The 12,857-nt window shown below is 31.5% G+C and carries 9 protein-coding genes and 1 pseudogene; 2 read left to right on the top strand and 8 right to left on the bottom strand.

Translation table 11 applies throughout. From position 1 onward, the window contains the following. Positions 1–15: 15 nt before the first annotated feature. From IGJ32_RS02670 to arsC, 3 genes are all read right to left on the bottom strand, one after another. A complete protein-coding gene (locus tag IGJ32_RS02670) occupies positions 16–1,287 on the bottom strand; it encodes an ABC-three component system protein (protein ID WP_256733880.1) in 1,272 nt (423 codons plus the stop codon). Positions 1,288–1,307: 20 nt separating this feature from the next. Then, positions 1,308–2,372, bottom strand: a complete 1,065-nt coding sequence (locus IGJ32_RS02665; RefSeq protein ID WP_430610746.1) for a ComEC/Rec2 family competence protein — start codon at positions 2,370–2,372, stop codon at positions 1,308–1,310. A 447-nt stretch (positions 2,373–2,819) separates the two neighbouring features. Then, positions 2,820–3,230, bottom strand: a complete 411-nt coding sequence (gene arsC / locus IGJ32_RS02660) for an arsenate reductase (thioredoxin) (RefSeq protein WP_178306160.1) — start codon at positions 3,228–3,230, stop codon at positions 2,820–2,822. 522 nt (positions 3,231–3,752) lie between these two features. Between arsC and IGJ32_RS02655 the strand changes: the two genes are divergently transcribed. Further along, positions 3,753–4,448 carry a hypothetical protein gene (locus IGJ32_RS02655; protein ID WP_113792829.1) on the top strand — a complete coding sequence of 232 codons (696 nt, stop codon included), beginning with the start codon at positions 3,753–3,755 and terminating at the stop codon, positions 4,446–4,448. A 408-nt stretch (positions 4,449–4,856) separates the two neighbouring features. After that, complete coding sequence (locus IGJ32_RS02650) at positions 4,857–5,546, top strand: hypothetical protein (RefSeq protein ID WP_228011830.1); 690 nt, start codon at positions 4,857–4,859, stop codon at positions 5,544–5,546. A gap of 531 nt (positions 5,547–6,077) precedes the next feature. Here the strand turns inward: IGJ32_RS02650 and IGJ32_RS02645 are convergent. The 5 genes and pseudogenes from IGJ32_RS02645 to IGJ32_RS02625 all read right to left on the bottom strand — a co-directional run bounded on the left by IGJ32_RS02645 (position 6,078) and on the right by IGJ32_RS02625 (position 12,714). Then, the gene (locus IGJ32_RS02645) at positions 6,078–7,802 is read right to left on the bottom strand and encodes a DUF6119 family protein (RefSeq protein WP_010738374.1); all 1,725 of its coding nucleotides are present in this window, start codon (positions 7,800–7,802) and stop codon (positions 6,078–6,080) included. A 206-nt stretch (positions 7,803–8,008) separates the two neighbouring features. Then, positions 8,009–8,101 (bottom strand): annotated as a pseudogene (locus tag IGJ32_RS02640) (helix-turn-helix domain-containing protein); the annotation flags it as partial. Between the two features lie 25 nt (positions 8,102–8,126). Further along, entirely contained in the window at positions 8,127–10,802 is a 2,676-nt protein-coding gene (locus IGJ32_RS02635) for an AAA domain-containing protein (RefSeq protein ID WP_342081616.1), read from the bottom strand. A gap of 100 nt (positions 10,803–10,902) precedes the next feature. Further along, entirely contained in the window at positions 10,903–11,142 is a 240-nt protein-coding gene (locus IGJ32_RS02630; protein ID WP_342081617.1) for a hypothetical protein, read from the bottom strand. 774 nt (positions 11,143–11,916) lie between these two features. Further along, positions 11,917–12,714, bottom strand: a complete 798-nt coding sequence (locus tag IGJ32_RS02625) for a hypothetical protein (RefSeq protein ID WP_430610739.1) — start codon at positions 12,712–12,714, stop codon at positions 11,917–11,919. Positions 12,715–12,857: the final 143 nt, after the last annotated feature.

Raw genomic sequence — 12,857 nt, 5'->3', positions numbered from 1 at the left:
TGTTATCTACCTCCATTAGTTTGCAATTTCTTCAAACAAACGAGTTAACTCCTCTGGAAACCTCTGAGAAAACTCAACGGCTGTTAACCCTTTTGTGTCGTGTAAAATCTGATCAATTTCATTTTCGATATAATCGATATGAACAATAGGAAATAATTTTTTTTCATTGGGATTATCAATCGTTAACCGATCAGAAACTTCTGGATGATCGATGTTCACGACGATTCCCTCAATTTGTTCTCGCTTGGCAATACTCCCACCCCGAAATTTTCTCCTTTGATTAGTTACAAACAAAACATCTTGTTTATCTAGCTTGTCATAAAGTGTACTTCTAAATAAACTCCCAATGAAACGGTCAAGTGTTAGATGATTTGTAAATAATACATGGATACCAGCTCTTTCCTTTTCCTGAGTGAGTAATTTGAAACAATCATCAATCTCAAAAGCAATATTTGTTTGTAATAACTTGTAAAGCAAGATCTCCAGCCAAGCGATCCACAAGAATTTATTGGTATAATCCTCATTTTTCTGAGAAGGAAGAAACAGGTAATCACTTAACCGATTATGGATCAATTTAGGTGTTATGTCGGAAAAACATTCACGATAACATTTTTCAATCAGAAAAATCAGCTTATTTTCTTGTCCACCTACTTCTCGTAATTCATTTATGATAGATGTCAAATATTCACTAAAATCATTCAAGCAACGAGGTACCAGCATGATATCAAACTCTTCTAAAAAGAAAGCAACAATATGTGCGATATGAATCCCTTCAACAATTCCTTGTTGCCCCGCTGACTGAAGTTTCGTAATAATCCCAGTCAAATAACACTTACCTTCTCTTTCGACGTACACTCCTGATCCTGAGCAACCTCGCATGTTCTCATACTCCGTGTTGTTAGACGATCCTATTTCATTGTCCAGTACCAATTTAAAAATATCTGGCTTACTGATTTGAGTTGCCTTTCCTCGATAAGGAGTTCCACCGTCTTCTTTCATACACTCTGGATAACCATAAAATACGATTTCTTGCTTATTTTCTGGTTCCATTATAAGCAGTTCAGGATAACCTTTTTTTACCTTCACTTTGATAATCGCTAAATCTAGACTATCTGAGCATCTTGGTGGTTCTAAGATTTCTAGTTCAGATTGGGTATAATCAAATAGTTTGAAGTCATTAATTGTTTCCCCAACCACACAATGTTTTGCGGTGATCACATAACCCGTTTCACAATCCTGCTGATACAATAAACCTGAACCATAAGTATTGGTTCCTCTAATATTCACTGATAACTCTTCAAAATCATTCATATGTCAATCGTTAGTACCCTCTCATTCATTTTTTTCTTGATCAATTGAATCCCGTATTTTTTTATTTCTTCATTTGTAAATAACCCCTCACTCGCATCAGAATAATTAAAATAAAAATTCGTTGGTCGTTTTTTTGTGTAGTTGTGGTAAACAATCCTTGATAAGGCTTCTTTGTGCGGAAAACCATGACGATTCCCCTTATTTGAACTAATCAAATAATTTTCACATTCAATCTGTTTTAATAAATCGTCACTAGTATTCGCTTTACTCCCATGATGAGCCACTTTTACCAAGTCAAAATGCAGCTCTTTTTCCCCATATAGTTCTTTTAACTTCGCAGTGACAGTACTTGGATGAGCATCTGCTAGCATCAACAGTCGTTTGCCTTCATACTCCAATATAAAGCTAATACTGCTCCCATTTGCGACAGCGCGATCTTCTTGGAAAGCTTTTTTGATCAGTTCTTCTACGCTCCCCTGATTATTGACATTTCGACCGCTGATCAGTTGATCCCTGGTTTCTTTTTGAATTGCCTTTTCCCAATCTGTATATAATTTCCTTAGACTTGCTTCATCAGGTGTCAAAATCGTCATTTTTGCCCCATTGAGTAATTTGGGCTGACAAGAATTGTCAATAACTGTCATCTTTTCAATCTTCAAATCCTCCAAATACCGATCGAAAGACTCCCCTTGTTTAAAACTAATCTCTGCCTTTTCTTGAACGATCTCCAGTTGATCATCATAAACAACCTTTGTATCAAACTTTTGCGATAACAGCTTTCTAGAATTAAAAAACACTCGTTTAATACATGACTTGTCAAAACTCGACTGAGAAAACAAACTCAAAAATCCCCGAATATGATCGGCATCAATATGTGTCAAAATCAGTAAGTCAATGCACTCGCCTTTCTGGCTAATTGTTGCAATTTCCTCTTTCAACTGCCTAACAACTTGTTGTCCTTGACCTCCATCGACAAACAGATTCGTCCGTTGATCTTCTTCTCCATACTGAACAATCAAACAATCGCCATCATAAGCAGGTAAAGCTTTCACTGTAATCATTTCTCTTTCATTGCAGTCCTGTCCCTGCAATCTCCTCCTTCTTCTGCTTTCTTTTCGCTGATCTTGTTATTCTTTACTAACCAAAATCACACACAATAAACTCCTATTCATTTGTTATTGGCGCTAGAATTTAACTGACAAGAAGAGCTTTCAGTCCATTAGTTAATTGCGCGAAATACACTCTCTTCTTTCTTATCTTACTCCCCATAACATTGTTATTGTAAATAAATTTTGATTTTTAAACGCCAATCATTCTCATAACCAGAAATAATTGCTTGATTCATAACTCGCCAAATAATTGAGAAGGCGACCAAAAAATAGCACAAGCAAAAAAGCCAGCAAGACCGTTTTAAGGCTTGCTGACTTCAATTCTTGATTGTTAAAATTTAGCACTATACAGACAAATGAAGCTCAAATGATCACTCAATTCCCAAAAAATACTGACTCTCACTGGTTCTTGAGTTCAATTACCATTGCTTTAATTCTATCTCTTGTTTTTCTAAAAGCTGATGCTATTTCTGCTTCGGTTCCAACTGCTTGTGCGGGATCTGTTAAATCCCAATGAATGTGCTGAACACCTACAGGAATCGTCGGACATTTATCTTTTGCATCTCCACAAAGCGTAATAATCAAGTCTGCTTGTGTAAAATAATCCTGATCGATCAAATCAGACGTTTGGTTTGAAATATCAATTCCATCCTCAGCCATAACCTGAACCGCTCGTGGATTCAGTCCATGAGTTTCAATGCCTGCGCTTTTAATTTCCACATCCAAGGCAGATAATAATCGACGTGCATATCCTTCCGCCATTTGGCTACGACAAGAATTTCCCGTACATAAAAAATAAATTTTTTTCATTTTTATTTCTCCTCCTGGATATGAGCATTCAATATAGCTCGGTCATTATTTTATTCTCTAACTAAAAGCAAGCATACAGGAATTTTTGTAGGAAAGCATCAAAAAAGAGTGAAATGATTGAAAAGTTACGTCATCAATTATCAGTTTGGTATGTTTTGGCCATCAGTTCTGATCTTCTTTTTACCTGACAATTAATAAATGCCATTATCCATGGATCGCCTAAAATGGAAGAAAATTCATCATATTCGATGTCATGAATCGCTTCCTAAAAGGATTTTTTACTAACGAATGCTAAATGAACGCTTTGTTTTAAACGGCAGTTTGACGAACCTTATTCTATTGAAAGAAGCTAGAATAACCGTAGCTATTAGCACCCCACCCATAATTTCACTACATTTGGTTTTATACTAAAAAAATGAAATAAATTGATTGATTGAACACATTGAAACCTAAACTTGTTCCTTTAAACTTAAATTGTAAGCGAAGATCGTTTACATAAATTATATTAAAGGGAGGAATACCATGAAAAAAAAATTACCATTAGTCAGCCTATTGTTTGGTTTCATTGCTTTAGTGTTTTTCTTACCACTAACCAAAACACATGCTGATGTCACTGTAACAAACGATTGTACAGATCCGTCACATTCATTTACAGCTTCCATTAACGCAGATAATGGAAAAGATGTCTCGTCAGACTACTACAAAGTAACAGTTGGACAAACAGAATCTTGGCGCAGAAATGATCCTAAAGGCCATATTTTAGCCATTGTTTATTTAGAACAACTTAGGACCTACTATACTCCAACTAACGCCGCCTACTCTTTTAAAGATGGAAAACTTTATTCCCAAGGTAGCACAACAGAAATCACTCCGTTAAAAGTTGAAACAAATTCGCTTGTTACGCGAAGCATGAACGTTAACATGATTAATCTTTCCACAAGTCTTACAACAGTATCGTTAAGTAAATGGAAAAGTGGCGGATCGACAGACTACTTTACGCTAAACCACCTTGATAGTGAAACTTGGAGCAGAAATGATGATCCAAGAGGCTTTTTAGTTTCAGTCCTATATAATAGCGGATTCTCAAAAGAATACATATATTATTTACCTAGCATACAATACCTAGGCTACAAAAATTTTCTGACAATCAGAAAAGATGCTATCTATGATTGGGATGAAACACAGAAATTAAAAGTAGTTAATGTGATTGACTACTAAGCATGAAGAACCATTAAAGCGATCAAATAATAACTAATGATGAGCCTAGGGAGAAAAGATGCCCTAGGCTTTTTCATTAAGTACAAAAATAAATAACCAGTGTTTTTGAAGTTAATCTTCACACAATAGAAATACCGTCGTATAAAGTATAAAAAACGTTTATAAAGGCTATCCGCTTATTCACTCATCTTACTGTACTTTTTCCAACCTCTTGCTAAATTTCAGCCAGCTCCTCCGATATTCAAGAACTGATCGATATCCCAAAGAAAATTCCACTATACTTGACTCTAAAATAAAAAAAATGAATAAAATAGTAAATTAGAATCATTGAAAAATAGTCTGCATCCTTTAGACTTAAATTGTAAGCGAAAACGTTTACGACTATATTATATTAACAGGAGGAATATCATGAAAAAAAAATCATCACTGGTCAGTTTATTAATAGGAATGGTCGCTTTAGCCATCTTTTTAATCCCGACCAAAGCAGCACATGCTGACATCACTGTAACAAACGATTGTACGGACTTTTCAAGTATTCAGGTTTCAGTTAGTGCAAATTCTACAGGAAAGGGTAACACCGACTACTTCAATATCACACCTGGTCAATCAGACTCTTGGAGTAGACTTTCTCGTAGTGGATTTATCTTGGCGATTGTCCATAACGGAATGCTTAGAACCTATTATACGCCAACAAGTGCTTCTTACTCTTATAAAGATGGTAGCCTTTATCAACGAAACAGCTCAACTGAAATCACACCACTGAAAAAAGTAGTCTACTCTGATACAAAAGGAACTAAAATTGTAAATATGGTCAATCTCTCTGATGGAACTGTTCAGGTTGCATTAAGCAAATGGAAAACTGGTGGATATGCAGATTACTTTGAACTTGCTCGTCCAGCTGTAGAGAGCTGGAGCAGAAACAATGATCCAAGAGGCTTTTTAGTTTCAATGAAAGCCAAAAGTGAAATGAATGAATACATATATTATTTACCTAGCATTGAATATATCGGTGGAAATTATTTAACTATTAAAAACCAAGCAATCCTTGATTGGGATGAAAGAACTCCATTAAAACTTGTAAATGTTATTAAATATTAATTTATAAGCAAATAAACCAAAAGAGACTGGGCCAAAAAATTGACGGCTCTATAATTTATGGGACTGAAGAATCAAAATTGATTCTTCAGCCCCATTTTCATTTTTGCTATTAAAAAACATATCGTTCTCTAGTATGATTAAATCACCAAAACCTAACCAACTGAGAGACCAATATGCTCTATAAATGATTTCAACAAAAAAATGCTAAAATTAATAGATAAAAATTTAACAAAATTCAAATAAAAACTGAGCTAGAATGATGGTCCTTTTGATCCAGATTTGATTTTGTATCATTCATATTTTTTAAATAAAGAGTAAAACCTGCCATTAGATATTTCTAGCTAAAAAATTTTAATTTTTGCAGATTATTCCACATTAAAAATACCTTCTCAATCAGTCTCATTAACCATCAAATCAAGTAATTAAGAGTCCATATAGTAGTTTAACGAGTTAATGGTTATCAAATTAAAATGATCAAAATCTGGTCATTTTAGATATGTTATTAGGAACAATACTTAATGTAAAAGTCTACTAAAATTGATCTTTTTTATTAACTTGAAGGTCTTTCCCCATATAAATTTTTGGTGTGAAATTATTTTCTAATATTGAACTATACCAATCAACAATCTTTAATTTTAATAGAATTGAACCTATTTGATTGAAGTCAAATTTCTTTTCTTCTGTCATCTTTACATATTTTTTTGTACTTTGTAACCACAACACTGAGGAAATCCTAGAATTTAAAATTTTCTCAATATTTTTTTTCTGAATATGAGGAAATTTACCTTTATCTTCATCTGTAGATGCTTTTCTATCATTATATTTTAATAACTCTTCTTCTACATTAAACTCAGTAATATTTCTTAATAATTGAAGTGATAATATAGATTGCTCAAAGCTATACATACTATTTGATGTATCCATTCCTCTTTTGATTGCTATTAACTCCTTGGTATCCTTTTTGTATACATCTGCTATTTCTATTGGAACTCCGTTGTAATTAATGTTTCTTTGATGTAACTTTATATAATTTTTATTCTCACTTAGTTTTTCAATATACCCACCTTCTCCTTTTAGCCTTCCTTCACCAGAAGAATAGTATATATTAAACTCTTCATTATACTCAATAACTCTATTTATCTCTTCTAATTGTTTTTTTAATAACTCTGAAAATTTATCGTTAAAGTATCCCCAAAATCCTGAATCCAAAGTATATAACATATTATTATATTCTAATTCACAATAAATCCATTCTTTTAATAGACGATTTTCAATTACATGATGTTCATGATTAGTCACTCTAATTTTCAGATCTGTTAAAGAAGTTATTTTTTCATTGTATTTACGAATGTATTCCAGTATAGAACTGTCGTAAGGTTCTATCTCTTCTTTCGTTTCTTTCAAATGCTTACTAACATATATCTCTAAATGGTTATTCTCCGAATATATATTAATCGAATTATTTACTAAGTGTATTTTACTCACGTCCAAAGCTATACCAATTTCATTGACATCATTTACTATTCTTTCTATAACTTCTTCATCCAATGATCCTGATAATTGAGAACTTTTCGCAATCCTTTTCTTTCTAGGTAAAATCGATTTATTTTCTTTTAAAGTTAAAGCTTTATCTACATTTTTTAATAATTCAGATAATTGATCAAATCCTTCTTTACTATTTATATCAAAATTTTTCGGAAAAGATACACCAGTTCCACAGTCAATAGAATTTCCATAAAAACTAAAATCTGGTTTTCCACTTATATAAGCATAGCTTTCACTTGCTTTAGGAAATTCTCCTTGATCTTTCTTATAATTAGTGATACCTTTCATTTTATTTTTTTGAATATAACTCACATTTTTTAAAGTAATATGCTCATTTTTGATGGTCTTTTCAGCAAACTTCAAGCCAAATTCTTCGTCAATAAACTTTTCAAGAACTCTAAATCCTTGACTTAACGAATGTGCATATAAGTTATTCGGAGTTTTTAGTATAATAACTGCATTATATTGATATAAAGTATCATCTATAATATTATGCTCTTTATAGTCTGCTTTACCAACATTAAAGAAACGTAATAATTCAGAAAGCCATTCTATCTGTTTCTTTTCATGACTCTCAAAGAAGAAAAACAATTCTAAATTATTTTTTGGCTCAGTTCTACTTTCTCCTATTTGTATATAACCATTTTCATTAAGTATCCTAGAAACCTCAGAAAAATTATTTGTTCTACATTTAGATAGTATAAGCTTCATTTTTTCATTTCCTTACATCACTTTATTTGTAAATATTAATTCCTATTTTTTAATACAAATATTTCCTTCCCCGAGGAACATCAAATTTATTTCTTATATAACCCAATGTATTCTTGTAATATTCCATATTTCTTTCCTTTTCTATATTTTTTAAGATTTTTAATTCCAACTGCAGTAATGCTGACAAGTCTTCTTTATTTGATACACCGTAAAACCTCGAATTGACCAATTTCTTTCTCTAATCGGATTCGTCTTATATTGCTAACGATTACATTTTCTTTATAAATAATTTTCCCCATAAACTGAGCAACTACTCATTTCAAATTAAGCACCACTCTTATTCATACACTCGTTTAAAAATTTTTTTGTTTTTCTCTCGATATTTCCTTCAATTGTCTTCAACCTAAGCAAAGGAATTTCAGCTTTTTCTAAAATAATATTTTTAAGCCTGTCACGTTCTTGCTGCGCCTTATCATCATGACTACTTCCATCCACTTCAATCACTCCAATCGGAATCTTGCCGATCTTATAATAAATGACAAAATCACAGCTCGATTTTTGCTTCATGAATTCTATCTCTCTATCAGTAAATGAATTATTTTTAATGGAGACAAGTTGGATTAAATTGATCTGCATATGAAACGTCAAAGAAGCAAATTCATCTGTCCTTAAAATATCCCTCAACAAGGCAGCCATAATCCGCTCAGATTTGAAATATGAGTCCTTTAAATTTAATTGAGTATTTAATTTTTCCAGAGAACGATCATATTCCTTATATAATAAATCGAATGCAGAAATTACTGGACTATCATAGATGTATTGATCAGAGGCATAGTACTTAATATATCTAACTAAAGCTGCCAAACTTTTATTATTCTTTGTAAACACTTGATTACCAGTTACTAAAGTGAATTTATTGATGGCTCTAGAAACAGCTACATTCACCAAATGCGGATTATCAACAAAATCAATCGATGCTTGACTGCTTTTTTTCTTATCCAAAACTGTTGAAAAAATAATTTCTTTACATTCTCTTCCTTGAAATTTATGAATGGTTGCTCTAGCAAACTCTTCTGGTAGATACTTCCCAGCTAAATTCACTTGATTGTTATAAGGAGCAATAAATCCGATGTCTTTCTCATCAGACCAGCCAACTTCTACTAAAGACTCAATTTCCCGCAAATTAGTTCGTTTTCTTGTATGGTTTCCTTTAGATGTGGTAATTAGTTCAATGGATGCTTCTCCTTCATCGATAGTCATAGGGATTAATTGATTATTGTAAAATTGCTGATTGCAAAATTGGATAATTTTAGGATGGCATCTATAGTACTCTTTCAGCAAAGTAATCGGCACTTTTTCTTTAAATACATTGATAAAAGAATCCAGTAAACTATATTTTGTACAGTCGTAATCATTAGAAGGCGCCTTGATTTCTGTCTTTTCAGGTATGTGAGGAAGTTGTTTACGATCACCCACCACAATAATATTCTTTGCACAGCCCAGACTCAAAATCCCCGGAACGATATCTTGCTGTGATGCTTCGTCGATAATAATATAGTCTAATATCGCTCCCTCTGCTATAGAATTAATAATCGAATGTGTACTACTGCCAATCACTGGAAAACGTTTAATAAAATTACTGAACTCCTTTTTATAGCTATCTGCGGTAAAATTTGAATTAGATGGAATTGATTTTGATAATTGTTGCTTGAGAAATTGCATCGATTTATTCGTTAACTCTTCTAATAATTTTTCGAAATTAACCCTATTCAAATCGTTCTTATATTTTTGTAATTGCTGCTCTTTTTGTTGTAACGTTTTTTTATAATAATGAAATTGTAGAGAATAAATAAAATTTATTCGTTCAGTATAAGTATTTAAAAACTTAGTTCTAAATATTCTAAACCCTAGCAATAAGCGGAATCTCTCTTTAAAAGAAAATTTTATTTGAGAAAGATAATTCATATATGCAAGTAAATCAGAAGTTTTCTCTGGACTTAATTTGTATCTTTCGACATCCATTAACTCTACAAGTGTATTTTCTTCATGCCATTCTTCTAAGTACTTTTTCTCAACAAGCAGCTCGCTGATTTCTGCGGTCAATTGCGCTATTTTATTTTGTGTAGCCAGACTTGCTTTCACCTTCGCTAAAATATCATCAATTTCCTTTATAGGAGTAGCTGCAGAATTTGAATTATAACGAGGAACTTCTTTTACCCCTGCAAAGAATTCTGTCCTATTAGTTGAACACCCTAATTTCGCAATAAGGTAGTCTAGTTCTTTTTTAGCCATCTTCTCATACACATTTTCAACTGCTGGGTTGTTATTTGAAACAATTGCAACAGATTTTTTATTTATTAAAATATTTGCAATGATATTTAAAATAGTTTGTGTCTTTCCTGTACCAGGAGGACCTTCAATAATACTAATTTGAGAGGAAAAAGCATTTTCAACAGCTTTTAATTGACTCTCATTCAATCCAAAGGGAAAAACCAAATGTTTCAAAGAATTTCTAGCCTCATTTTTACCATAGCAATACGAATGCAACGCTGTTCCTTTGTAAGGAGTGATTTTTTCCAATTGCCTTTCTATATTTTTGGTCATAGTTTTATTTTCTGGACTAGCATTACGAACACGCTCTTTTACAATTTCAGTAAAATAAGAAAATATATCTTCATTTTTCAAATCAGAACTCGAAATAATACTTACTTTTTCTGACTTCATGACATACTTTTTTTGGTCATTTGGATAGTTTACAACAATATACTTATTCCCGTATTCAGTGGCTTTATCTATTTGTTGATAAACATTTTCTTCTTTAGATAAAAGACCTGCATGTATCTCTTTTTGTGGTGTAATTTTACATAAATCTAATGGCTTCCAAAACGATTTACCTGACGGGAAATAAACAGTTACCATTAGTTTATTGTCTTTTTCCCAGAGCTTCCAATCAATTATTTGATTCGTTTTGTCTTGTCCATTCATAGATATGGAAAACATTTAGATCATACCACCTCAATTTCAGACTAGATGCTTATTCTAGATTATTGGAAATAAAAGATTTAACTGGAATTCAGAGCCACTCAACTTTTCTGATAACCTATTCTATGGAACTTGAACTATATTTTATTTTTTCAAGTTCAAATGCTTCCATCTCTTGTGCATGTTGTTCTGCTAGACATTTTATACTAACAATAATTGCATTTATTTCATTAATATCTTCTAAACTGATTGAATCTAATGTCAATCGTTCATAGGACATCTGGCTTAATGCTGAAAGACAGCTACTTAAACTATATGAATCAGCTACTAATTTATCGAGATCTACATTTTTTTCCATGAAAAATACTATCCATTCTTTTATCTAGTTAAGAAACGAAACATCATTATAAATTTATATTAGAGCTGTTGCTTATCTTAATTAACTAATTCGGTATTAAATTATTGAATCAAATATTTACTATTAAATAACTGTATAGGCTATCAAGTAACATCAGCCGATCCATCAACAATATCAGACTAAGGATTAACCAATAAAGAAATTATTTAAGAAATCAACTGTTTGTACTCAAACATAAAATTACGTTTGTGAAAATGATTAACGTAAGTTGATACTAGTTCGTATTAAGTGACTTTCTAGTAGAATTCAGAAATATTAAGTTATATGGATACTTTTTGTTCATGTTAGCATATTTCCCTCAATTATTTTCTTCTTTTTTCAACTTATTTCATTTAATTTTTTATTTTATCTTGCAAATAATTGATAAAATATTTCATTTTTTTTATAGCATGTAACTTTTAAAGCTATCTTCTTTGCAAAGAGGACTGAACAAACAAAAAAGCTAGAAACACCCTAAAAAGGTATTTCTAGCTTATGGTATTCATTTATCCCACGGACACTTCCAGTTGATGATTCAGCGATTGATAGCAATCAGAAACGCTAAAAATCAATGATTATTACCGTTATCTAAATTAAACCAATGATCTTCAATCAGAATCAACAAAATGTCATTCACTGTGGCATTCAAATTAAAAAACTTTTGAGGAGCTATTTTGAAAATCAATTATTCAGATTTATTTTGTACCCCTTATCCAAATTTCTATATTTTTAGTCTTAGTTTTCTATATTATTAAATTTTTTGATCACCTCTTTTCTTTTTTTGTCCACGAATTTCAGTATTACAGAAAGGTCATCATTTTTTTCTAGATAACAATAATGAAGAATTCTCTTAAATTGATCACTTTTTAAAGTTTCCTCAGCATTAATTTTAAGTTGATCAAAAGTTTTTTTTACCGTATTAATGTGGACTCCTAGATTAGAAACATTTTTACATACGCTATTTTGAGAATAATACATGTCTAAGAAATGGCTAAGCTCATCAATCATCATAGTACTTTCATTTATATAAATATAAATATTTTTGTTTTTTGAAATTAGATAGTTCAAGAGTTTTTGGGACGAAATTTCTTCGCTCTTGTTCTTACAATCCTTGTCATTTTGCTTTATTATTTCATTTTTTATTACTCCTAAAGCTTGGATTGTTCCTTGCATATAACCCATATTATAAGACATTTTTTTAACTTTTTTTTCGATATATAGGTGATCTTCCAAATTTTTTTGGTCAAAATATAATTGTCTTCTTAAACCCAAATCATTTTTATTTTGTATTTTCATTTGTTCTAAAACTCTTTTTTCAGTAGCCCTTCTCTCTAAATCAGCATCCTGTTTGTCTTGTCTCCTTAATTTTTCAGAGCGAAAATTCTCTTTTCTTATTTGCCATGCAGCTACACTAAAAGCTACAAGACCACTGATCACTCCACTTATTATAGCCACCAGTATATCTTTTTGAAATTCTGTAAACTCAGTATTCCCCATAGAACTAACTGACAATATGATCTGAGTAAAAAACATTTCTTCACCCTTTCCACAAAGTTTTCATTTATTCATGAGAAAACAAGAAATAAGTACAGTTAAATTTTTCTCACTCAATTTTTAATAAAGGATACTCTGATTTAGCTTAGTTCGTAAGTTATTTGATACTTTTCATTAGTTAG

Origin of the sequence: Enterococcus sp. DIV1639a, from assembly GCF_050530445.1 — a bacterium.
Lineage (GTDB): Bacteria > Bacillota > Bacilli > Lactobacillales > Enterococcaceae > Enterococcus_B > Enterococcus_B hirae.
This window is presented reverse-complemented; position numbering and strand designations above follow the sequence as displayed.

Bases quoted from the DNA above. Each gene is read 5' to 3' on its own strand.
- IGJ32_RS02630 (WP_342081617.1), bottom strand. From the start codon at position 11,142: ATGGAAAAAAATGTAGATCTCGATAAATTAGTAGCTGATTCATATAGT.
- arsC (WP_178306160.1), bottom strand. From the start codon at position 3,230: ATGAAAAAAATTTATTTTTTATGTACGGGAAATTCTTGTCGTAGCCAA.
- IGJ32_RS02650 (WP_228011830.1), top strand. From the start codon at position 4,857: ATGAAAAAAAAATCATCACTGGTCAGTTTATTAATAGGAATGGTCGCT.
- IGJ32_RS02645 (WP_010738374.1), bottom strand. From the start codon at position 7,802: ATGAAGCTTATACTATCTAAATGTAGAACAAATAATTTTTCTGAGGTT.
- IGJ32_RS02625 (WP_430610739.1), bottom strand. From the start codon at position 12,714: ATGTTTTTTACTCAGATCATATTGTCAGTTAGTTCTATGGGGAATACT.
- IGJ32_RS02665 (WP_430610746.1), bottom strand. From the start codon at position 2,372: ATGATTACAGTGAAAGCTTTACCTGCTTATGATGGCGATTGTTTGATT.
- IGJ32_RS02655 (WP_113792829.1), top strand. From the start codon at position 3,753: ATGAAAAAAAAATTACCATTAGTCAGCCTATTGTTTGGTTTCATTGCT.
- IGJ32_RS02635 (WP_342081616.1), bottom strand. From the start codon at position 10,802: ATGTTTTCCATATCTATGAATGGACAAGACAAAACGAATCAAATAATT.